This is a genomic window from Nostocoides sp. HKS02, from assembly GCF_009707485.1.
Taxonomy (GTDB): domain Bacteria; phylum Actinomycetota; class Actinomycetes; order Actinomycetales; family Dermatophilaceae; genus Pedococcus.
The window spans coordinates 3,050,017-3,070,695 of record NZ_CP046121.1; the positions used below are offsets into that span (position 1 = coordinate 3,050,017).

26 protein-coding genes are annotated in these 20,679 nt (G+C 70.9%); 20 read left to right on the forward strand and 6 right to left on the reverse strand.

The annotated features are described in order from the left end of the window. Positions 1-55 precede the first annotated feature (55 nt). The 3 genes from GKE56_RS14695 to GKE56_RS14705 are packed head-to-tail and all read left to right on the forward strand — an operon-like array spanning position 56 to position 2,091. Positions 56-553, forward strand: coding sequence for an FABP family protein (locus GKE56_RS14695; protein ID WP_154685182.1), 498 nt, complete (start codon positions 56-58; stop codon positions 551-553). Between the two features lie 6 nt (positions 554-559). Continuing rightward, the gene (locus tag GKE56_RS14700) at positions 560-1,144 is read left to right on the forward strand and encodes a low molecular weight phosphatase family protein (protein WP_154685183.1); all 585 of its coding nucleotides are present in this window, start codon (positions 560-562) and stop codon (positions 1,142-1,144) included. Beyond that, entirely contained in the window at positions 1,144-2,091 is a 948-nt protein-coding gene (locus GKE56_RS14705) for a hypothetical protein (RefSeq protein ID WP_154685184.1), read from the forward strand. Before GKE56_RS14700 ends, GKE56_RS14705 begins: the two co-directional genes overlap by 1 nt. A 16-nt stretch (positions 2,092-2,107) precedes the next feature. Here GKE56_RS14705 and GKE56_RS14710 read toward each other — a convergent pair whose 3' ends face one another. Then, entirely contained in the window at positions 2,108-3,133 is a 1,026-nt protein-coding gene (locus tag GKE56_RS14710) for an LCP family protein (RefSeq protein ID WP_195908151.1), read from the reverse strand. A gap of 56 nt (positions 3,134-3,189) precedes the next feature. Here GKE56_RS14710 and GKE56_RS14715 point away from each other — a divergent pair, with 56 nt between their 5' ends. Together GKE56_RS14715 and GKE56_RS14720 are read left to right on the forward strand one after the other, a co-directional pair. Continuing rightward, positions 3,190-3,609 carry a Fur family transcriptional regulator gene (locus GKE56_RS14715; RefSeq protein ID WP_230209000.1) on the forward strand — a complete coding sequence of 140 codons (420 nt, stop codon included), beginning with the start codon at positions 3,190-3,192 and terminating at the stop codon, positions 3,607-3,609. A gap of 8 nt (positions 3,610-3,617) precedes the next feature. After that, on the forward strand, positions 3,618-4,637 hold the full coding sequence (locus GKE56_RS14720; protein WP_154685820.1) for a folate-binding protein YgfZ: 1,020 nt from the start codon (positions 3,618-3,620) through the stop codon (positions 4,635-4,637). 42 nt (positions 4,638-4,679) lie between these two features. On the opposite strand, the gene GKE56_RS14725 is transcribed toward GKE56_RS14720, so the two are convergent. After that, positions 4,680-6,086: a polysaccharide biosynthesis tyrosine autokinase gene (locus GKE56_RS14725; RefSeq protein WP_154685185.1), complete on the reverse strand. Its 1,407-nt coding sequence runs from the start codon at positions 6,084-6,086 to the stop codon at positions 4,680-4,682. 121 nt (positions 6,087-6,207) lie between these two features. Between GKE56_RS14725 and GKE56_RS14730 the strand changes: the two genes are divergently transcribed. The 6 genes from GKE56_RS14730 (at position 6,208) to GKE56_RS18370 (ending at position 10,409) form a co-directional block, all read left to right on the forward strand. Next, the gene (locus tag GKE56_RS14730; protein WP_154685186.1) at positions 6,208-7,050 is read left to right on the forward strand and encodes a 3-keto-5-aminohexanoate cleavage protein; all 843 of its coding nucleotides are present in this window, start codon (positions 6,208-6,210) and stop codon (positions 7,048-7,050) included. An 89-nt stretch (positions 7,051-7,139) separates the two neighbouring features. Continuing rightward, on the forward strand, positions 7,140-7,568 hold the full coding sequence (locus tag GKE56_RS14735) for a helix-turn-helix domain-containing protein (RefSeq protein WP_154685187.1): 429 nt from the start codon (positions 7,140-7,142) through the stop codon (positions 7,566-7,568). An 11-nt stretch (positions 7,569-7,579) separates the two neighbouring features. Next, a complete protein-coding gene (locus GKE56_RS14740; RefSeq protein WP_154685188.1) occupies positions 7,580-8,179 on the forward strand; it encodes a hypothetical protein in 600 nt (199 codons plus the stop codon). A gap of 69 nt (positions 8,180-8,248) precedes the next feature. Continuing rightward, a complete protein-coding gene (locus GKE56_RS14745; protein ID WP_154685189.1) occupies positions 8,249-9,238 on the forward strand; it encodes an asparaginase in 990 nt (329 codons plus the stop codon). 3 nt (positions 9,239-9,241) lie between these two features. Next, entirely contained in the window at positions 9,242-9,667 is a 426-nt protein-coding gene (dtd, locus tag GKE56_RS14750; protein WP_154685190.1) for a D-aminoacyl-tRNA deacylase, read from the forward strand. 16 nt (positions 9,668-9,683) lie between these two features. Then, complete coding sequence (locus GKE56_RS18370) at positions 9,684-10,409, forward strand: DUF2516 family protein (RefSeq protein ID WP_370518415.1); 726 nt, start codon at positions 9,684-9,686, stop codon at positions 10,407-10,409. On the opposite strand, the gene GKE56_RS14765 is transcribed toward GKE56_RS18370, so the two are convergent. Further along, a complete protein-coding gene (locus GKE56_RS14765; protein WP_154685192.1) occupies positions 10,397-11,206 on the reverse strand; it encodes a class I SAM-dependent methyltransferase in 810 nt (269 codons plus the stop codon). The two genes, GKE56_RS18370 and GKE56_RS14765, sit on opposite strands and share 13 nt — an antisense overlap. A gap of 41 nt (positions 11,207-11,247) precedes the next feature. Here GKE56_RS14765 and GKE56_RS14770 point away from each other — a divergent pair, with 41 nt between their 5' ends. The 4 genes from GKE56_RS14770 to GKE56_RS14785 are packed head-to-tail and all read left to right on the forward strand — an operon-like array spanning position 11,248 to position 14,660. Then, complete coding sequence (locus GKE56_RS14770; protein ID WP_154685193.1) at positions 11,248-12,033, forward strand: hypothetical protein; 786 nt, start codon at positions 11,248-11,250, stop codon at positions 12,031-12,033. 31 nt (positions 12,034-12,064) lie between these two features. After that, positions 12,065-13,378 (forward strand): D-inositol-3-phosphate glycosyltransferase, encoded by a 1,314-nt coding sequence (gene mshA, locus GKE56_RS14775; RefSeq protein ID WP_154685821.1) that lies wholly within the window; start codon positions 12,065-12,067, stop codon positions 13,376-13,378. After that, the gene (locus tag GKE56_RS14780) at positions 13,375-14,013 is read left to right on the forward strand and encodes a YbjN domain-containing protein (RefSeq protein ID WP_370518416.1); all 639 of its coding nucleotides are present in this window, start codon (positions 13,375-13,377) and stop codon (positions 14,011-14,013) included. Before mshA ends, GKE56_RS14780 begins: the two co-directional genes overlap by 4 nt. Continuing rightward, positions 13,926-14,660, forward strand: a complete 735-nt coding sequence (locus GKE56_RS14785; protein WP_154685194.1) for a phosphoglyceromutase — start codon at positions 13,926-13,928, stop codon at positions 14,658-14,660. The genes GKE56_RS14780 and GKE56_RS14785 overlap by 88 nt, the downstream gene beginning before the upstream one ends. Positions 14,661-14,691: 31 nt before the next feature. Here GKE56_RS14785 and phoU read toward each other — a convergent pair whose 3' ends face one another. Then, a complete protein-coding gene (gene phoU, locus GKE56_RS14790; RefSeq protein ID WP_154685195.1) occupies positions 14,692-15,381 on the reverse strand; it encodes a phosphate signaling complex protein PhoU in 690 nt (229 codons plus the stop codon). 167 nt (positions 15,382-15,548) lie between these two features. Here phoU and GKE56_RS14795 point away from each other — a divergent pair, with 167 nt between their 5' ends. Continuing rightward, positions 15,549-16,799 (forward strand): cell wall metabolism sensor histidine kinase WalK, encoded by a 1,251-nt coding sequence (locus tag GKE56_RS14795; protein WP_154685196.1) that lies wholly within the window; start codon positions 15,549-15,551, stop codon positions 16,797-16,799. After that, positions 16,796-17,479, forward strand: coding sequence for a response regulator transcription factor (locus tag GKE56_RS14800; protein WP_154685197.1), 684 nt, complete (start codon positions 16,796-16,798; stop codon positions 17,477-17,479). The genes GKE56_RS14795 and GKE56_RS14800 overlap by 4 nt, the downstream gene beginning before the upstream one ends. Positions 17,480-17,495: 16 nt before the next feature. Here GKE56_RS14800 and GKE56_RS14805 read toward each other — a convergent pair whose 3' ends face one another. Continuing rightward, the gene (locus tag GKE56_RS14805; RefSeq protein WP_154685198.1) at positions 17,496-17,924 is read right to left on the reverse strand and encodes a hypothetical protein; all 429 of its coding nucleotides are present in this window, start codon (positions 17,922-17,924) and stop codon (positions 17,496-17,498) included. Between the two features lie 369 nt (positions 17,925-18,293). Here GKE56_RS14805 and GKE56_RS14810 point away from each other — a divergent pair, with 369 nt between their 5' ends. Further along, the gene (locus tag GKE56_RS14810) at positions 18,294-18,776 is read left to right on the forward strand and encodes a CarD family transcriptional regulator (protein ID WP_154685199.1); all 483 of its coding nucleotides are present in this window, start codon (positions 18,294-18,296) and stop codon (positions 18,774-18,776) included. A gap of 17 nt (positions 18,777-18,793) precedes the next feature. Beyond that, positions 18,794-19,447: a 2-C-methyl-D-erythritol 4-phosphate cytidylyltransferase gene (gene ispD / locus GKE56_RS14815; protein WP_230209001.1), complete on the forward strand. Its 654-nt coding sequence runs from the start codon at positions 18,794-18,796 to the stop codon at positions 19,445-19,447. On the opposite strand, the gene GKE56_RS14820 is transcribed toward ispD, so the two are convergent. Next, positions 19,444-20,040, reverse strand: a complete 597-nt coding sequence (locus tag GKE56_RS14820; RefSeq protein ID WP_154685201.1) for a GNAT family N-acetyltransferase — start codon at positions 20,038-20,040, stop codon at positions 19,444-19,446. The genes ispD and GKE56_RS14820 overlap by 4 nt on opposite strands. Positions 20,041-20,105: 65 nt before the next feature. Between GKE56_RS14820 and ispF the strand changes: the two genes are divergently transcribed. Next, positions 20,106-20,609 carry a 2-C-methyl-D-erythritol 2,4-cyclodiphosphate synthase gene (gene ispF, locus GKE56_RS14825; protein WP_230209003.1) on the forward strand — a complete coding sequence of 168 codons (504 nt, stop codon included), beginning with the start codon at positions 20,106-20,108 and terminating at the stop codon, positions 20,607-20,609. Positions 20,610-20,679: the final 70 nt, after the last annotated feature.

A 20,679-nucleotide genomic window follows, 5' to 3' on the forward strand; every position in this document is an offset into this window, starting at 1 on the left:
TGGTGACCTGGTTCGCCGGGTTCGTCGTCTACCGCTTGGTGAAGACGCCCCGCTGATGGTCTTCAACCTCGACCTCGACCTGCCCCCCGAGCTCGCGCCACTGGCGTGGCTGGTCGGCCGCTGGGAGGGTGCCGGCGTCGTGGGCTACCCCACGATCGAGTCGGCCAACTTCGGTCAGGAGGTCGAGGTCAGCCACGACGGGCGCCCGTTCCTGGAGTGGCACAGTCGCACCTGGCTGTTGAACGACGCCGGTGACAAGGTGCGACCGCTGGCCACCGAGACGGGCTTCTGGCGCCCGGTCGAGGGCGGCGAGGTCGAGCTGCTGCTCGCCCACCCCACCGGCATCGTCGAGCTCTACTACGGGACGGCCGAGCCTGCGAAGATCGCGTTGCGCACCGACGGGGTGCTCCGCAGCCCCCGTGCCAAGGAGTACAACGCCGCAACCCGGCTCTACGGCCTCGTCAACTCCAACCTGCTCTGGGCGATGGACATGGCGGCTGTGGGCCAGTCGCTGCAGAGCCACGTCTCCGCCGAGCTCAAGCGCGTCGCGTAGGCACCCTTGAGCTCCTCTGCGCGCATCCTCACCGTCTGCACCGGCAACATCTGCCGCTCGCCCTTCCTCGAGCGCACCCTCCAGTCCGAGCTCGACCGTTCCTGGGGGCCGGGCGAGGTCCAGGTGCACAGCGCCGGCACGGGTGCGCTGACCGGGTCGGCGATGGACCCCGAGGCGCGTGCGCGCCTCGAAGCCCAGGGGTATGCCGCGAACGGCTTCGTCGCTCGTGACCTGACCGCGGACCTGGTGGCTGGGGCAGACCTCGTGCTCACCGCGACCCGCGCCCACCGGGGCAAGGTGGCGGCAGTGCACCCCCGGGCCCTGCGCTACGTCTTCGCCTTCCGGGAGTTCGCGGACCTCGTCACCGGTGTCTCGGACGACGACCTGCAGGTGCCGAGTGCCGACGCGGGCGAGCACATCCGCCGCGTCGTCGCCCTGGCCGCTGCCCAGCGCGGTGCCAGGCCGCCACTGGATGACAGTGAGGCAGACATCGTCGACCCGTATCGCCGCGCAGCGGAGGTCTTCGACCAGATGACCGGACAGATCATGGCCGCCCTCCCCACCGTGGCCCGGGCTCTCGGGCGCCCCTGATGCGCCAGGTCTCGAGCCGGGTCGGCATCATCGGGCTGGCCGCCTTCCTCGTCATCGACGTGCTGCTCGTCGTCATGGCGCTCAACAGCACCCGGGCCTCGGTCAACGGGGCCGCCCTGTCGCCCACGGTCCACACGGGCGGCGCGCAGTCGACGTCCGGGACCGGGTCGACGTCGCCGACTGCCACGAAGACCACCAGCGCGCCGCAGCCCACGGTGGCGGTCGCGCCGTTGGCGGTCGGGATCGCGGCGGTCGACCAGAGCACCGCGATCCGGTTCACCGTCGGGTCCTGCGCCAAGGCCGGATCGAGCGTCGAGGTCAGCACGGACGGTGGCTCGACGTGGAAGACGCGGCCGGCGCCCTTCGACGCCGTCATGCGGATTCGGGTACGTGCCGACAAGTCGACCTTCGCGGTTGGCGCCAACCAGAGCAGCGGCTGCGCGCCCGCGATCCGCCAGGCCCCGGGGCTGACGAAGGCGTGGGGCGACGCCGTGGCGGCGACCGACGTCTGGTTCCGCGACCCGCAGAAGCCCGACACGATCGGCCTCGCCAAGGGCGGTACGGGCACGCCGTGCCCGGGCGCCAAGGTCATCGACCTCGCGGTCGTGGACGCGGGCGCCGGCGCCCTGTGTGCCACCGGCGCGGTGCTGGTGAGCACGAGCGGGGCGCAGTGGAATCGCGCCGGCATGGTGCCCGGAGCCCTTGCCGTCGCACTCGACGGCAAGGCCAACCCGTATGCCGTGCTGCCCGGGGCCGGTTCGTGCGCCGGCCTCGCGGTGGTCCAGCCGGACTCGCCGGGCACCGTCGTCGGCTGCGTCCAGGTCGACCTGGGCAGCGTCAGACCGGGCTCGGTCGCCCTGAGCATGTCCGCGGACAGCGGCTGGCTGCGCGTGGGTCAGCGCGTGTTCCGGGCCGACAGCTCGCTCGCGACGTGGAAGGCCGCCTGACCCGACCGGCGGGCCCTCAGGGGGTGTGGGTCTGGTCCTTGTAGCCGCTCATCGCGTCGTTCTGGAGCGCATCGCCGAGCAGCCGCATCCCCGGCTCGTCGACGATGTCGATCGACCCGCCGTTGGGGGCGGTGCCGAACCCGGTGAACGGCGCCGTGACGAAGGCGATGTCCGAGCCGCGCAGGTTGCGCATGCCGAAGGCCTCTGAGCGCATGTCACCGATGCTGAACGCCTGGTCGACCGTGAGGTTCTTGGTGCCGGCATCGACGAACTGGGCGAGCCGCACCGGGTTGGCGAGGACGTCGCGGCTCAGCGACTTGAGCAGAAGCGCCTTGATGAACGCTTCCTGCCGCTTGCCGCGGGAGATGTCCCCTTGGCTGAGGGCGTGGCGCTCGCGGACGAACGCGAGTGCCATCTCGCCGTTCATCATCTGGTAGCCCTTGTGGAAGGTGAACTCCGAGGTGCTGCCAGCCTCCTCGACGTAGACGTTGACGCCGCCCACGGCATCCGTCATGCGCTTGAACCCCTCGAAGCCCACGACGGCGACGTGGTCGATCGGCACGCCCACCAGGTTCTGGAGGGTTTCGACCAGCAGCGGGGCGCCGCCATAGGCGAAGGCGGCGTTGATCTTGTCCTTGCCGTGCCCCGGCACGCTGACGTAGAGGTCGCGGGGGAAGTGCACGAGCGTCACCGTCTTGCGGTCGGCGGCCACGTGCATGAGCACGATGACGTCCGAGCGACCGTCGGCGACGGTGGTGCGCGAGTCGGACCCGATGAAGAGGATGTTCTGGGCGTCCTTGGCCGCGGCCTTCCGGGCGGGCGGTGCGGCGGCGCCGCTCACCCCGGGGGTGGGCAGCAGGGCGCTGTGTTTGACGTTCGACGTCAGTTCGTGGTTGAGGAACAGCAGGTATGCCGCGACCGCACCGACGAGGAGCAGGAGCACCAGGGCGACGGTGGCGGCGATGGCGCGGCGCACCCGTGAGCCGCGGCTACGGGGCGGGTCGGCGTCGGTCTCGTCGATCTCGTCAAAGGTCTCCAGCACCCCGTCAGTGTAGGGAGAGCGGCTGAGCGCTGCCCACGCAACCGTAGAGTGGGGTGGTGCACGACGTCGGCGAGCAGATGCGGGCCCACGGGCGGCGCATGACGCAGCAGCGCCAGCGCGTCGTCGACGCCATCGCACGCCTGGGTCACGCCACCCCCGAGGAGGTCGTGTCGGCCGTCGCCGGCGACGGCGCCGCGGGGCTGGCACCATCGACCGTCTACCGCGCCCTGGAGGCGCTGGAGGAGCTCGGTGTGGTCAGCCACACCCACCTCGACCACCGGGCGCCGAGCTATCACCTGGCCGACCACGCCGACCACATCCACCTCGTCTGTCGCGACTGTGGGCGAGTCGAACAGTGCCCGCGCGAGCTCGCCGACCCGTTCGCGGGGAATGTTCTGCGGCTCAACGGCTTTGTTGCTGATGTGACACACATGGCGATCCACGGACGGTGCAGCTCGTGCGCGACGAGACGATGACGACAGAGATGACGACAGAACGGTCGTCCCTGCTGACCCGTCCGGGCGCGGTGGACGGCGACGGTGTGGACGCGGGTGTGGCGGCGCACTACGGCGATCCGCTGCGCGAGCAGCGTCTGCTCTCCGAGGGCTTGGCCGTGGTCGACCTGTCGCACCGGGGGGTGGTGACGGTGACGGGTCCAGATCGACTGTCCTGGCTCCACTCGATCACGACCCAACAGCTCACGGCCCTGGCGCCACGGGTGTCCGCCGAGTCGCTCGTCCTCACGCCCAAGGGGCACATCGAGCACAGCCTGCACCTCGTCGACGACGGGGTGGCCACGTGGATCACCACCGAGCCGGGCGATGCTCCTGCCCTCGTCAGGTGGCTGGACTCGATGCGCTTCATGCTCCGGGTCGAGGTGAGCGACGTGACTGCCGACTGGGCCGTGCTCGGCGAGCCGTCCGGCCAGGAGTCCCAGCCCGGCGAGCCGCTGGCCTGGCGCGACCCGTGGCCCGGTCTCGTGGGTGACACCGCGGCATACGGCCCAGTGGAGGGGCACCCGGCCACCAACCGGGCCTGGCGCGAGCTCCTGGTACCCCGTCCCGAGCTGGCGGCAGCCGTCGGCGAGCGGGACCTCGCCGGGACCTGGGCCAGTGAGGCCCTGCGTGTCGCTGCGTGGCGGCCGCGGTTCGGGTTCGAGACCGACCACCGCACGATCCCGCACGAGGTCGACTGGCTGCGCACGGCGGTGCACCTGCACAAGGGGTGCTACCGCGGTCAGGAGACGGTGGCACGGGTGCACAACCTCGGGCGCCCGCCGCGGCGTCTGGTCTTCCTGCACCTCGACGGGTCCGGTCACACGCTCCCGGGGGCGGGCGAGGCCGTGATGCTCGGCGACCGGCAGGTCGGTCAGCTCACCTCGGTCGCGCGCCACCACGTGGACGGCCCGATCGCGCTCGCGTTGGTCAAGCGGAACACTCCGGTCGACGCGGCCCTGGCCATCGGCGGCATCAGTGCCGCCCAGGACGAGGTCGTCGCGCCGTAACGGCCGCAGCCGTGTGCCGCCCGTCGCCGCGGAGGCTCAGTGCTATGCGGACTGTCGCTCGCGAGAACGCTCCCGGCGCGAACGGTCCTCGGGCAGGGGCGCGTAGCCGTCGCTGTAGTAGTAGCTCTCGGCGTGGGCGCCGTGCGTGGGGACGCGGTTGACGACGATGCCGAGAATGTTGCCCTTGACTCCGCGCAGGGCCTCGAGCGAGCGCGTCACGTGCTCGCGGTTGACCACGCCGCACCCGGTGACGAGCACGACGCCGCCGGTGAGGGTGCTCAGGACGGTCGCATCGGTGACCGGCAGGATCGGGGGCGCGTCGATGACGACGTAGTCGAACATCTCCTCGAGCGTGCCGATCAGCCGGGCCATCGTCTCGGAGCCCAGCAGCTCGCTCGGGTTGGGCGGGATCTGGCCAGCGCCGAGAACCTGCAGCGCGCTGTCACCGAACGGTTGCAGCACGTCGAGCAGCTCGGCCTGACCGATGAGCACGTTCGTGAGCCCAACGGACCCCTCCATGCCCATGTAGCGCAGCAGCCGGGGTCGACGCAGGTCACCCTCGATGACGCAGACCCGCGCTCCGGCGGCCGCCATGCTGATGGCGAGGTTGGCCGCTGTCGTGGTCTTTCCCTCGCCGGGCAGCGAGCTGGTCAGGACCATCGAACGGGGGTGGTTGGCTGCGTCGACGAACTGGAGGTTGGTGCGCAGCGACCGGAAGGCTTCGGCGCGGAGGCCGTGCGGGTCGGACTGGACGATGAGCGGGTGCTTGCCGCCGTCGGGATCGAAGGCGATGGTGCCGATGATCGTCTCGTCACTCAGGTCCTTGACGTCCCGCTCGCTCTTGATCGAGGTGTCGAAGGTGTCGCGCAGCAGGGCCACGCCGAGGCCGACCAGCAGGCCGAGGACCAGGCCGAGGCCGAGGTTGCGGGCAGGCATGGGGCTGATCGGTGTGGTCGGGACCGACGCTGGTCGCACCACCGACACCTTCACCGGGCTCGGGGTCTTGTCGGACACGCGCTCGAGGTCGACGACACTCGTGGAGAACTGCTTGCCGACCGCCTCGGCGATGGCCGCCGCGCGCTGGGCGCTGGCGTCGTCGACGTAGACGTCGATGAGCACGGTGTCGAGCGGCACGCTTGCCGTGATGCGCTGGCCGAGGTCATCGGGGGTGGTGTTGAGCCCGAGCTGCTTGATCACGGGATCGAGCACGGTCGGCGTGGAGATGAGGTCGGAGTACGACTTCACCCGCTGCTGGGTGAACGTGTTGCCCTGCAGCAGCTGGCTGGAGTCCTGGCCTCCCGACGTCGACACGAACAGCTGGGTCCGGGCCTCGTAGACCTTGGGGCTCCAGAGGGTGAACAGCGCCGCGAACGCGACGATCAGGAGAGTCGCCACGGTGATGGCGCGCCACCGTTTACGCACCACGCGGAGGTAGTCGTGAAGGTCCACGGTCCTGCTTTCACTTGCTGTTGCATGGAGTCGCCACGGGCTGCCAGCGCACGCGTGGACCGCGACAGTCTTTCACAGGCTGGGCGCACTGGTGCGGAGCGTGGCTGCCATGATGACGCCCATGGCTCGCACGACCGGAACACTCATCACCGTTGCGCCCACGGGCGCTGAGCTGGCGAAGTCCGATTTTCCCCAGCTGCCGACGACCCTGGACGAGCTGGTTGAGACGGCTCAGTCGTGCGAGCTGGCCGGTGCCGCCATGATCCACCTGCACATCCGCGACGCGGACCACCGCCCCACCCTCGATCACGGTTACCTCAAGGCGGCCGTCCAGGCCCTGCGCGAGCAGACCAGCCTGGTCATCCAGCTCTCGACCGGCGGCAGCGTGCACGACCCGCTCGACCAGCGGCTCACGGTGCTCGACGCCGAGCCCGACTCGTGCTCACTGACGTGCGGCACGACGAACTTCGGCGACGACGTGTTCCTCAACCCCTATGGCTTCATGTCGGACCTCTACGTCCAGGCCCAGGAGCGTGAGGTGGTCCCCGAGTTCGAGCTGTTCGACCTCGGCCACGTCGCCTCGCTGGCCCGTCTGGTCGACACGCACGGACTGCCCTTCGGGGGGAAGGTGCACGTCGACTTCGTGACGGGGGTGCCAGGGGGTATGCCGGGCACGCCGGCCGCGCTGCTGGCTGGCGTGGCCATGCTGCCTCCCGAGGTCACCTCCTGGGCGGCGACCGGCATCGGCCGGACCCATCTGCCGATCGCGGCGGCGGCGCTCGCTGCCGGGGGCCACCTGCGGGTGGGGATGGAGGACAACGTGGTCTTCGCGCGGGGCGTCCCCGTGGAGCACAACCGCCAGCTCGTCGAGCGGGCCGCGCACCTCGCCGAGGTGATGCAACGTCCCGCCCTGTCGACCGAGGCCGCCCGCACCCTTCTGGGCGTCAAGGACCGTCGCGCCTGACCCCGCCAGGTGGCCAGAGTTTGCCGTGTGATGGGGAACACGCTGCCTTCAGTTTGCATGTTGCTAACTAGAGCAAGCAGTATGGGGGCATGAGCCGAATTCCGCTGGGACCCCTCAGTGGCAACAACCTGGGCGACTACCTGCGCGAGCAGCGTCAGACCGCCCGGCTCTCGCTGCGTCAGCTCTCCGAGCTGGCCGGCATCTCCAACCCCTACCTGTCGCAGATCGAGCGTGGCCTCAAGAGGCCCAGCGCAGAGATCCTCCAGCAGCTCGCCAAGGGCCTCGAGGTCTCAGCAGAGTCGCTCTACGTCCGGGCGGGGATTCTCGACGAGCGGCAGGGGCACGACGCCGAGCCGCTCGACACCAGGGCCGTCATCGGCGCCGACCCGCAGCTCACCGCACGCCAGAAGGCCGCCCTCCTGGACATCTACGACTCGTTCGTGGCAGCCCAGGAAGCGCCGGACCGCAAGCGTCCAGCCGTCAAGGCCGCCAAGACCACCCCAACCCCCCGCAAATGAAGGAGATCCCCATGGCACTCGTTGCCGACATCCGCAAGACCGTCACCGACACCACTCCCGTGTTCGCCGCCGTCGGCCTGACCGACCTGGCCGTCGAGAAGGTCCGCGACGCCCGCGTCCGCGCTGCCGCGGTTCGCCTCGAGCTCGAGCCCGCCAAGCTGCAGGTCAAGGCCCAGGAGTCCTACGAGTCCGTGGCCGCCCGGGGCGAGCGCCTCGTCAAGCGCGTCCGCACCCAGAAGTCCACCAAGGACCTCATCGCCCAGGCCGAGGCGACCTTCGCCCTCGGCAAGGGTGCCGTGACCACGGTCCGCCACTCGGCCAGCGAGATCCAGCGCTCCGCCAAGGCCACCCTGACCACGGGCCGTCGCGAGGCCGCCACCACCGCCCAGACCGTCGCCGGCTCCATCATCGGCGAGACGGCGACCACGGCCGCCGAGGTGAAGCAGTCCGCTGCGCGCACCCGCACGGCCGCCAAGCGCACGGCCACCACGGCCAAGAAGTCGACGAGCGCCAGCAAGACGGCGACCAAGCGCGCGACCACCGGTGCCAAGAACACCGCGTCCGCCACGAAGAAGGCCACCGAGGCGGCTGCCACCAAGGTCGGCGACTGACCCTCACGCTGAACCCGAACGGCCCCCGCCCCTCCCGGCGGGGGCCGTTCGCGTCGCTAGGGTTGTCAGGTGACTACGCGGCATACGACCACCACCACGACGCCACCCGCTCTCGGCGAGGCGCCGGTCCTCGCCCACTACGTCAGGGGCGGTTTCGTCGAGTCGGCACACCGCGCGTCCGTCGTCGCCACGGCGCCGCACGGCGAGCACCTGCTGGCCCTGGGTGCCGTGGACGACCCGGTGTTCCCACGCTCGGCGAACAAGCCGATCCAGACCGTCGCGATGGTCCGCGCCGGGCTGCAGCTGCCGCCGGAGCACCTTGCGCTCGCCTCGGCCAGCCACTCCGGCGAGGACTTTCACGTCGCGGGGGTGCGGGCCATGCTCGCGTCGGCGGGCCTCGACGAGACCGACCTCCAGAACACCGCTGACTACCCCGTCGACGACCAGGCCCGCGAGGCGGTGATCCGCGCTGGCGGCAGCAAGCTCCGGGTCACCCAGAACTGCTCCGGCAAGCACGCCGCGATGCTCGCGACCTGCGTCGCGAACGGCTGGGACACCACGACCTACCTCGACCGCGCCCACCCGCTCCAACAGGCCATTGCCGCCACCCTGAGCGAGCTCACGGGGGACCAGATCGGGGCGGTGGCGGTCGACGGCTGTGGCGCACCGGTCATGGCGATCACGCTCGCAGGCCTCGCCCGCGCCTTCGGTCGCCTCGCCTCCGCAGCGCCTGGCACCGTCGAGGCCCAGGTCGCGGACGCGATCCGCGCCCACCCTGCCTACCTCGGGGGCACCGGTCGCGACGTGACTGCCCTGATCGCCAAGACGCCCGGTCTGATCGCCAAGGACGGCGCCGAGTCGGTGTACGCCGTGGGGCTCGCCGACGGCCGCGGGATCGCCCTGAAGGTCGCCGACGGTTACCCCCGGGCCAAACCGGTGATCCTCGCCGCCGTGCTGCGCCGCCTGGGGGTCGAGTCCGACGCGCTCGCGCAGCTCGAGAACGCACCGGTGCTCGGCCACGGCGAACCTGTCGGGGCCATCGTCGCCGTCGGCATCTGACCCGTGCGCGCGGTCCTCCAGCGGGTCACCACGGCCTCGGTGTCGGTGGCGGGCGAGGTCGTCGGAGCGATCGAGCGACCAGGTCTGCTGGCGCTCGTCGGCGTCACGCACTCGGACGGCCCGGTCGAGGTGGCCGCCATGGTGCGCAAGATCAGCGAGCTGCGCATCCTGCGGGAGGAGCGGTCGGTGCTCGACGACGCTGCTCCCGTCCTGGTGGTCAGCCAGTTCACCCTGTATGCCGACCTGCGCAAGGGCCGGCGCCCGTCCTGGAGCAACGCCGCGCCCGGCTCCGTGGCCGAGCCGCTGGTCGAGGCGGTGGTCGATGGTCTGCGAGAGCTCGGTGTCGAGGTGGCGACCGGGCGGTTCGGCGCGATGATGGAGGTCCAACTCGTCAACGATGGCCCAGTGACGGTGGTCGTCGACGTCTGACCCTTAGGCTGTCTGCATGTTCTACGCACTTGGCTCGGCACAGGGAATCGTGATCCTGCTGCTCTCGGTGGCCGCCTTCGCGGCCGAGGTGTTCGCGCTGGTCGACACCCTGCGCACGCGCCCGGACGCCTTCGTGGCCGCGAGCAAGCGCACCAAGAAGTTCTGGGCCATCGTCAACGCGGTCGCCGTCGTCCTCGGGTTCATCTCGATCGCCAACTCGATCACGCTTGTTCTCCGTGGGCATCATCGCGATCGTGGGCTCGGGGATCTACCTCGCGGACGTGCGCCCCGCGCTGCAGCAGGTTCGGGGGACGGGCCGAGGCCAGCACATGGGACCCTACGGACCATGGTGAACGACATGGGGGAGGCCACCGAGGTGCCGCAGCTGACTGACCCGCGCGAGGGCATCTTCACCGTCGAGCGGCCCTGGGGGAACTTCCAGCAGTTCGTGTCGAACGAGCGCGTGACGGTCAAGATCATCACCGTCGACCCGGGTCACCGGCTGTCGCTGCAGACCCATGACCACCGGGGTGAGTTCTGGCAGGTGCTCGACGTGCCGATCGAGGTCACGGTCGGGGAGCGCACCTGGACTGCGGAGCCCGGTGAGGCCGTCTGGGTGCCCTGCACCGCCATCCACCGCATGGCCAACAAGGGCGACCGCCCGGGCCGCCTGCTCGAGATCGCCTTCGGGGACTTCGACGAGGCCGACATCGTGCGCCTCGAGGACGACTACGCGCGCTGACGACGCACCGCGTCCACCGCGTCCCAGGCCACGGTGACCTCTCCCAGCCGCCACCGTGCGGGGCCGTCGACGACGGGCCACCCCTCGTCGCGTACAGCCGCCACGGTCGCCAGGAAGCGCTGACGCACGCCGAAGCTCGCGTGGTGCGCCGAATGCGCCCAGGCCCGGTCGAGCGCGCCGAGCCACGCGTGCACGGGCTCCCCCTGGACATTGCGGTGGATGAGCGCCTTCGGCAGACGCTCGGCGATCGCCGACGGGCTGGTCAACCCGCGAAGCCGCCACGACAGTGTCAGCGAGAGCGGCCCGGAGCGGTCCACGGCGACCCATGTGCTCAGGCGGCCGAGCTCGTCGCAGGTGCCGTCGACGAGCACCCCGTGCGGCGCGAGACGGGCCTGGACCGTCGACCAGGCGCCCGCCACCTCGGACTCGTCGTACTGACGCAGGACGTTGAAGGCGCGCACGACCGTCGCCTGCCGCCCGTCCGGCAGCGGCACCTCGAAACCGCCGCGCCGAAAGGACAGGCCCTCGCGCTCGAGGGACGCGGCGCGGGTGACCCGGTCAGGGTCGATCTCGATCCCCACGACCTCGACATCGGCCCGCACCCGTCGGAGCCGGTCGTGCAGCTCGACGGCGGTGACGGGCGACGCGCCGTACCCCAGGTCCACGACGACGGGCGGCTCGGTACTGCGCACCAGGCGCCACGACTGCGGCCCGGCCAGCCAACGGTCGACCCGGCGCAGGCGGTTGGGGTTGGTCGTTCCCCGGGTGATGGTGCCTACCGGCCGCGGTCCAGCCACGCGGGCAGCCTACGCGGCGGCAGCGGCTCTAGGGTGAGGGCGTGATCTGGCGCGGGCGTGACATCAGCCGCAGCATGGTGGCCCTGGTGACCTCGCTCAGTGCGCTGGCCCTGCTCGGATTGGCCACCCACGCACCGCGGTGGTTCGGCCATGACGAGGGGTTCGCCAACGTGGCACCCGGGCTGCTGACCGTGGCTCCCGAGGCGAGAGGGGTCGCCACCCTCGGGGGTGGTGTCGCGGTGTCGCTGTACTCGGACGGCATGCGGATCACCCGCGACAACGACATGCTCCTGCAGACCGTCATCGGCGGCTCCATGCTGTCCGCCGTCCAGGGCCACACGACCGGCACCGGCGCCGACACCCGCGAACACGTCGACCGACAGCTCGACAACGTCACCATCGACGAGCTCGTGTTCCTGCCCGGCCGCGCGACGTACTTCGGCCACGCCTACGACGACGCGGGGTCCGTGCCGTTCACCCTCCGCATCGAGCTCGCTGGCTCGTCGATCCGGATCGGAGCCTCGATCAACGGCGCCGACGCCGTGGTCTGGCACCTCAACCGCCAGACGGGCACGACGGGGCTGCGGCCGGCGATCAGCAGAACCAACCTGCGGGGACGTGCTGCCTGGATCGCGCCCAGCACGCCCGAGGGTCGAGCCGCGTTCACGACGGTTCTCGGAACGGACGTGGGAGCCGGTCCGCAACGGGTGGCGCGCGGCGTCGACCTGCTCTCGGCGGGTCGCACCGACGTCCACATCTGGACCGACTCGGGATTCCTCACGGTGTCCTCCCAGGCCAGGCCGCGTCCGAGCCCCACCACGTCGTAGCGCCCGCATCGTGGCGTGGCAGACTCGCGACATGGGCTGCTGCGACCGCATCGACCGCGTCGCGATGCTCAGCGTGCACACCTCGCCGCTGGAGCAGCCCGGGACCGGTGACGCGGGCGGCATGAACGTCTACGTCGTCGAGGTCGCCCGCCAGCTCGCGCGCCGCGGCGTCGAGGTCGAGATCTTCACCCGCACGACCACGGCCGAGCTGCCGCCCACCGTCGAGCTCGAGCCGGGCGTGCTCGTGCGCCACGTGACGGCCGGGCCCTACGAGGGCCTGGGCAAGGGGGACCTGCCGGGTCAGCTCTGCGCGTTCGCAGCGGGGGTGATGCGCACCGGCGCCCACGAGCCCGAGGGGCACTACAGCCTCGTGCACTCGCACTACTGGCTGTCGGGTCAGGTGGGATGGCTCGCCGCTGACCGCTGGCAGGTGCCGCTGGTCCACACGATGCACACGATGGCGCGCGTCAAGAACCTCCATCTTGCCGAGGGCGACACCCCGGAGCCCGCTGGCCGCGAGATCGGTGAGGTGCAGGTCGTCGAGGCGGCGGACCGCCTCATCGCCAACACCCTGGGCGAGCGTCACGAGCTGATCGAGCTGTATGCCGCCGACCCCGACAAGGTCGTCGTCGTCCCCCCAGGGGTGGACCTCTCGCTCTTCTCTCCCGGCGACACGCGCGCTGCCCGAGCGGCGACCGGGTTGCCCCAGGACGCGAAGGTGCTGCTCTTCGTCGGACGCATCCAGCCGCTCAAGGCGCCCGAGGTGCTCATCAAGGCCGGGGCCGAGCTCCTCGCGCGCCACCCGAACTGGCGCGGCGAGCTCGTGATCGCCGTGGTGGGAGGCCCCTCAGGGTCGGGCCTGGCCCACCCGCAGGGGCTGCAGGAGCTCGCAGACGGGCTGGGAGTCGCGCCGCAGGTGCGGTTCGTGCCGCCGGTGCCTCGCACCGAGCTGGCGCAGTGGTACCGAGCTGCCGACCTCGTCGTCGTGCCCTCGCACTCCGAGTCCTTCGGTCTGGTGGCCGTGGAGGCCCAGGCTTGTGGCACCCCGGTCGTCGCGGCCCGGGTGGGTGGCCTGCCCACCGCTGTGGGCGAGGCAGGTGTCCTGGTGGACGGTCACGACCCGCACGTCTGGGCCGACACCCTCGATGCACTGCTGCACGACCCGGAGCGTCGCGAGGCGTTGTCGCGCAAGGCGGTCGAGCACGCCGCGCTGTTCGGGTGGGACCGCACGACGGAGCGCCTCTACGAGGTGTACGTCGAGGCCTGCCGGGCCCGTGCGCTCACCAAGGACACCCCATCACCCAACGGGTCCCTGGCCGGCATCCCCGCGGCGGTCACGCCGTGAGCGGGGCAGCGAACGGTCACGCCGCCGGGCTCGGGATGACCATCGAGTCCTACCTCGCGGACGCCCAGATCGAGTGGGAGCCAGGGGCGCGGGACGGCGAGTTCGTGCTCACGCTGCCGGGCGACAAGAAGCTCAAGACCGTGGCCTCGCTGGTTGCCGGCGCCGACACCCTGTCCGTGTCGGCCTTCGTCATCCGCAACCCGGACGAGAACCACGAGACGTTCTACCGCTACCTCCTGCGCAAGAACCTCCGCCTCCCCGGCCTGGCGTATGCCGTCGACACCACCGGTGACGTCTACGTCACCGGCCGGCTGCCCGCCGCCGCCGTCGACGCGGCATACCTCGACCAGCTTGTTGGGCGCGCTGCTCGAGGCGGCGGACGCGCACTTCAACGAGCTGCTGGCGATCGGCTTCCCTTTCCTCGATGCGCAAGGAGTGGGACTGGCGCGTCTCGCGGGGCGAGTCGCTGCGCAACCTCGAGGCCTTCCGGTCGATCCTCCAGCGGGACGGTGACCCGGGTCCGGAGCAGGCTCAGTAGGCTGGCGCCATGGCCTACACGCTCATCCTGCTCCGTCACGGGCACTCCGACTGGAACGCCAAGAACCTCTTCACCGGCTGGGTCGACGTCGACCTGAACGACCAGGGTCGCGACGAGGCCGTCAGCGGTGGACAGCTGTTGAAGGACAAGGGCGTTCTGCCGACCGTCGTGCACACCTCGGTGCTGCGCCGTGCGATCACGACCGCCAACCTCGCGCTCGACGCGGCGGACCGTCACTGGATACCGGTGCGGCGTGACTGGCGCCTCAACGAGCGGCACTACGGCGCGCTCCAGGGTCTCGACAAGGCCGCGACCCGGGAGAAGTACGGCGACGAGCAGTTCATGCTGTGGCGCCGGTCGTTCGACACACCACCGCCGCCCATCGAGGTCGGCAGCGAGTTCGACCAGACCGGCGACCCGCGCTACGACGGTGTCGAGGTTCCGCGCACCGAGTGCCTCAAGGACGTCATCGCACGGATGATGCCGTACTGGGAGGGGCCGATCCAGGACGACCTCAGGGCCGGCGAGACCGTCCTGGTCACCGCGCACGGCAACAGCCTGCGCGCGCTGGTCAAGCACCTCGACCAGATCAGCGATGACGACATCGCGGCGCTCAACATCCCGACCGGCCAGCCGTTGGTCTACACCCTGGACGAGGACTTCATGCCGGCGCAGCCGGCCGAGTACCTCGACCCGGAGGCCGCCGCGGAGGCCGCGGCCGCCGTGGCAGCGCAGGGGCGCTAGGACCGGTCAGCCCAGGCGGGCTGGAACCAGGTCAGCCGAGCGGCGCTGCGCCGTCCTCCTGGTCCTCGTGGTCCTCGGCGACATCCCACTCGCCGGTGACGAGGTAGACGACGCGGTGAGCGACCGAGACCGCGTGGTCCGCGAACCGCTCGTAGTACCGGCCCACCAAGGTCATGTCGACTGCGGCCTCGGTGCCGTGCTTCCACGTGCCGTCGATGAGGTGGCTGAACAGCGTGCGGTGCAGCTCGTCCATGGCGTCGTCGTCACGCTCGAGGGTCTTGGCGTCCTCGACGTCCTTGGCGGCGATGACCGAGCCGCACTTGGCGACGATGCGCTCGGCGACCTGGCCCATCTGCAGGATCGTGGCCCTGATGTCGGCCGGCACGGCCGACTCCGGGTACCGCAGTCGCGCGACCTTGGCCACGTGGCGCGCGAGGTCGCCCATGCGCTCGAGGTCCGCGCTCATGCGCATCGAGGTGACGACCATGCGCAGGTCGGTGGCCACGGGCTGCTGGCGGGCCAACAGGTCGATCGACAACGCGTCGAGCTGCTCGCGCAGGCGGTCGAGCTCCTTGTCGGCCTCGATCACGGACTCGGCGACCTGGATGTCGGCGTCGAGGAGTGCGGTGGTGGCCCTGGACATCGCCGACCCCGCGAGCCGCGTCATCTCGACGAGCTGGTCGGAGATCGTGTCGAGGTCCTCATGAAAGGCGTCGCGCATTGCTTCCTCTGGGTGGGGGCACGCGAAGTGCCGGAGTTGTACGAGCCAGAGGCTCGCACGATGGCGTGAACGGTCGGGGGAACCCAGGTGAACATCTGGGAACGGCCCCGCAGGAGCCTGCCCCAACCTGCGCAGAGGCGTCCAGTCCGTTGCGTACATTTGACCACGTGGATGCCACCAGCGCAGCAGTCCTGGCCGGGTTCGCCGGCCTGCTGACCGGCGCCGTGGCCGTCGTGGCCGTCCGCTACTCCGAACGCCAGCAGAAGCACGTCCCCGATCCGGTGACGCCTCCGCCCCTACCCGCTGGGGTGGCGGACGTCCTCGCGGTGCTGCGCTCGGGCGCCATCGTCGTGGACTCCGCCGACGAGGTCATCAACAACTCCCCGTCGGCCGTGGCCTACGGCTTGGTGCGCGGCAAGGACCTCGTGCACGCCGAGCTGCGCCATCTGGCGCGCCAGGTCCGTCGTGACGGGGTGATCCGCGAGGCGCAGCTCGAGCTCGCCCGGGGTCCGCTGGGTCGGGGCCGGTCCATCATGCAGGCGCGCGTGGCCCCTCTCGGCAGCAGCCACGTCCTGCTCCTCGTCGAGGACAACACCCAGGCCAGGCGGGTCGAAGAGGTTCGGCGGGACTTCGTCGCGAACGTCAGCCATGAGCTCAAGACCCCGGTCGGTGGGCTCGGGCTGCTCGCCGAGGCGATCCTCGACGCGAAGGACGACCCCGAGGCCGTGGCCCGGTTCGCGAGCCGCATGCAGGTCGAGAGCCACCGGCTCGCCCAGCTCGTGAAGGAGATCGTCGACCTGTCGCGGCTCCAGGTGGCCGACACGTTGCACGAGCCCCGGTTGGTCGACGTGACCGCGGCGATCCACGAGGCCATCGACTACTCCCGGGTGGGGGCGGACGCCAAGCAGATCGAGATCGCCGAGGCGTGCGCGCCCGACCTCAAGGTGTTCGGTGACGAGGACCTGCTCGTGACCGCCGTCCGCAACCTCATCGGCAACGCGGTCGCGTACTCCGGCCCCCGCACCCGCGTCGCCGTGGCGGGTCGCCGTGCGGGTGACGTCGTCGAGATCACCGTCACCGACCAGGGGCACGGCATTGCCGAGTCCGAGCAGCAGCGCATCTTCGAGCGCTTCTACCGGGTCGACGAAGCGCGCTCGCGGGCCACTGGTGGCACCGGCCTGGGGCTGGCCATCGTCAAGCACATCTGCGCCAACCACGGTGGCGATGTCGCGGTCTGGAGTGAGGAGGGCCGCGGCTCGACCTTCACCATCCGGCTTCCCGCAGCCGCCGACCGCACCGGCACGCCCACCTCCGCGGAGGCCGGCGAACCCGGCGCCCCCGCCCCATCGGGACCGGCGCCCGTCGCCGGCTCCCCGGCATACCCCGCTCCACCCACTCGAGGAGACAACCGCGCATGACCCGCATCCTGGTGGTGGAGGACGAGGTGTCGTTCTCCGACCCGCTGTCCTACCTCCTGCGCAAGGAGGGCTACGAGGTGGCGGTCGCCGAGACCGGGCCGGAGGCGCTCGAGGATTTCGACCGCGCCGGTGCCGACCTGGTGCTGCTCGACCTCATGTTGCCCGGCCTGTCAGGCACCGAGGTATGCCGTGCGCTGCGACAGCGCTCCAACGTGCCGGTCATCATGCTCACGGCGAAGGACAGCGAGATCGACAAGGTCGTGGGGCTGGAGATCGGGGCCGACGACTACGTCACCAAGCCGTACTCCTCGCGCGAGCTGCTGGCCCGCATCAAGGCGGTGCTGCGGCGGTTGGCCGAGCCCGAGGACCTGCTGCCGGCCACCATCGAGGCGGGCCCGGTGCGCATGGACGTCGAGCGGCACATCGTCACCGTGGCGGGCGAGGCGACCCAGCTGCCGCTCAAGGAGTTCGAGCTGCTCGAGATGTTGTTGCGCAACACCGGCCGGGTGCTCACCCGGATGCAGCTCATCGACCGGGTGTGGGGCAGCGACTATGTCGGGGACACCAAGACCCTCGATGTCCATGTCAAGCGGCTGCGCGCCAAGATCGAGCCGGACCCGGCCGAGCCGCGCCACATCGTCACGGTGCGCGGGCTGGGCTACAAGTTCGAGGTCGACTGACCGAGCTCGACTGTCGTCAGGGGGTGGCGGTGGTCGTCGGGCTCGGGGTCGCCGTCGAGGTGGTCGACGAGCTGGTTGGCGCGCTGGTCGAGCTGGTCGATGAGCTCGTGGGCGCCAACGTGGCGTAGTACCCGTGCGGCGAGAGGACCGGCACCCACACGACGACGGCCGGGGCCGAGGACGTCTGCACGGTCAGGCGCACGACATCACCGGGCGCGGGCACGCTCGCGAGCTGCACCTGAGTCTGGCCGGGACCGGACAGCTGCAGCGCGGAGTGTGGCTGCGCCGAGGCGTACACGGCCTGACCGGTGTCGGTGGCGAAGCCGACGCGCGCCTCGCTGCCCCCTGAGTTGCTCATCGCGCCACTGATCACGCCGGGCTGGTCCTTGCCGCTGCTGATGACGACGAGGTCGCGCAACTGCACCGCCCCGAGGTCGGCCGGCACGCCGTCCGAGGGGGACGTAGGAGACGTTCGTCTGGATCGGCGACTGGGTCTGGCACGCGGACAGCGCGAGCGCTGCGCCCAGTGCTGCCAGGGGCAGCACGGCGCGCAAGGGGCGTCGCATCGTGGTGGATCGACCGCTGGGGGAGGGGGCCTGCAGGGCTCGGCGCATCACGCCAGACAGCCTAGCGGCACCGTCATGGAGCGCGCGCACCCCTGCGCGTTGCACGAAGGCATGCCCGCTGTCAAGACCGAATTCCTTGGAGTGCAACGCCTTTTCGAGCCTCTGACCAGCGCAAACGCGGTTTTCTCCGCTTTCCCGACATCGGCGTGTCGTGTTATTCTGGTAGTCGCGAAAGGGGAAAACAGCACATGGTTTTCAAGGTCGGCGAGACGGTCGTGTACCCCCACCACGGGGCTGCACTGATCGAAGAAATCAATACCCGCACGATCAAGGGCGAGGAGAAGATCTACCTCAAGCTCAAGGTGGCTCAGGGCGACCTGACCATCGAGGTCCCCGCGGAGAACTGCGAGGACATCGGTGTCCGCGACGTCGTGGGCCAGGATGGCCTCGACAAGGTCTTCTCGGTCCTGCGCGCCCCCCACACCGAGGAGCCGACCAACTGGTCGCGCCGCTACAAGGCCAACCTCGAGAAGCTCGCTTCGGGCGACGTGATCAAGGTGGCCGAGGTCGTCCGCGACCTGTGGCGTCGTGACAAGGACCGTGGCCTGTCCGCCGGCGAGAAGCGCATGCTCGCCAAGGCCCGCCAGATCCTCGTCTCCGAGCTCGCGTTGGCCGAGAAGACGAACGAGGACAAGGCCGAGGCCATCCTGGACGAGGTCCTCGCCTCCTGAGCGTCGCCGTCATCCTCGTGGCCGCTGGCCAGGGGACCCGACTCGGCGCGGCCCAGCCCAAGGCGTTCGTTGCGCTGGCCGGGGTCTCGCTGCTCGAGCACGCGGTTCGCCGCGCGCTCGAGGCCGACGAGGTCTCGCACATCGTCGTCGTCGCGCCCGCCTCCCACCTGTCGGAGGCGGGCGCGATCGCGTCCCGCAGCGCGCGGCCGGCCGACGTCGACGTCGTCCCCGGCGGCGCCGAGCGCACCCAGTCCGTGGCGGCTGGACTCGCCGCGTTACGCCCCGAGGACGGCATAGTCCTCGTGCATGACGCGGCCAGGTCGCTGGCGCCACCCAGCCTGTACTCCAGGCTCGTCCACGAGGTCCGCTCGGGACACCCCGCCGTCGTGCCGGGCCTGCCGGTGACCGACACGATCAAGCAGGTCGATGCCCGCGGCGTCGTCGTCTCGACCCCGGATCGCTCGAGCCTGCGCGCCGTCCAGACCCCGCAGGCCTTCCTGCGTGAGGTGCTCCAGCACGCCCACGCGACGGGGGCCGACGCGACTGACGACGCCGCCCTGGTCGAGGCGGTCGGTGGGCACGTCCGGGTGGTGCCCGGCGAGCCGCTGGCGTTCAAGATCACGACCCCCGACGACCTCGCCCTCGCCGAACGTCACCTGTCGGATCGCTAGCTCGCGGAGGCGGCGGCCAGCGCGGCATACACCTGCTCCCAGGCGGCCACGGGCTCGCGGCGCTGCCCGGTGTGCAGCGTGCTGATCCACCCATCGACCATGCGGCCGCGCTCCACCAGGAAGTCGGGAACGAACGTCGGCACCGGAAACCCGTTGCGCCACACCGTCTTGGCGCTGCCCCAGTTGCCGGCGTGCGCCCTCCACTGCACGAGCTGCCAGCCGAGAGTGTCGAACGCATGGGCCACGACGAGTCGCACCGCGTCGGACATCACGCCCCGCCCGCGGTAGGCAGGGTGGGTCACGAACCCGAGGCTGCCGCCACCGGCGTCGATCGGCAGCACCCGGAGGTCGACGGTGCCGGCATACGAGCCGCGCACCTCGATCGCCCACGACACCTGGTGGGCGACGGGCTCGAGCTGCCCAGCGACGTACTCCTCGGCCATCTGCCGCGTGTAGTCCAGCGGGATGGTCGTGAACCGTCGGCTGTCCGGGTCGACGCAGCGCTCGAGCACGGCATCGACGTCCTCGACCCGATGCGGTCGCAGCGTGACCAGCGTGCCGTCGAGGACCGGGACCGCGAGAAGCTCGCTCATGCGGCGCAACGCTAGTGCGCGCAGCGGCGCGGGCCCACGGGGTTTTCGTCGCGACCGGTGGTTGGATGGGCGCCATGGTGCTTCCCGGTATGCCGCGCACAGGCATCGGTGTCGACGTGCACGCCTTCGCCGACGCACCGGTGCGCGAGCTGCGGGTGGCCGGCCTGGCTTGGCCGGGTGAGCCTGGTCTGGCGGGGCACTCTGACGCCGACGTCGCGTGTCACGCGGCCTGCGACGCGTTGTTCTCGGCTGCGGGTCTGGGCGACCTCGGCGCCCACTTCGGCACCGACCGCCCCGAGCTGGCAGGGGCGAGCGGCCTCGACCTGCTGGCCGAGGCCGCCAGGCTGGTTCGTGAGGCCGGCTTCGCGATCGGCAACGTCGCCGTCCAGGTCGTCGGCAACCGCCCCAAGATCGGCACCCGGCGCGATGAGGCCCAGGCCGCGATGACGCAGGCGGCCGGGGCGCCCGTGTCGGTCAGCGGGACCACGACCGACGGGTTGGGGCTGACCGGTCGACACGAGGGTGTCGCCGCGGTCGCGACGGCCCTGGTGTTCGCCCTCGACGGCTGACGGCGCGTCGCGCGACGACGACGGGCGCAGAGTCGAACAGCCCGTGACCGGGGGGAGCGTCGTCGTTTCG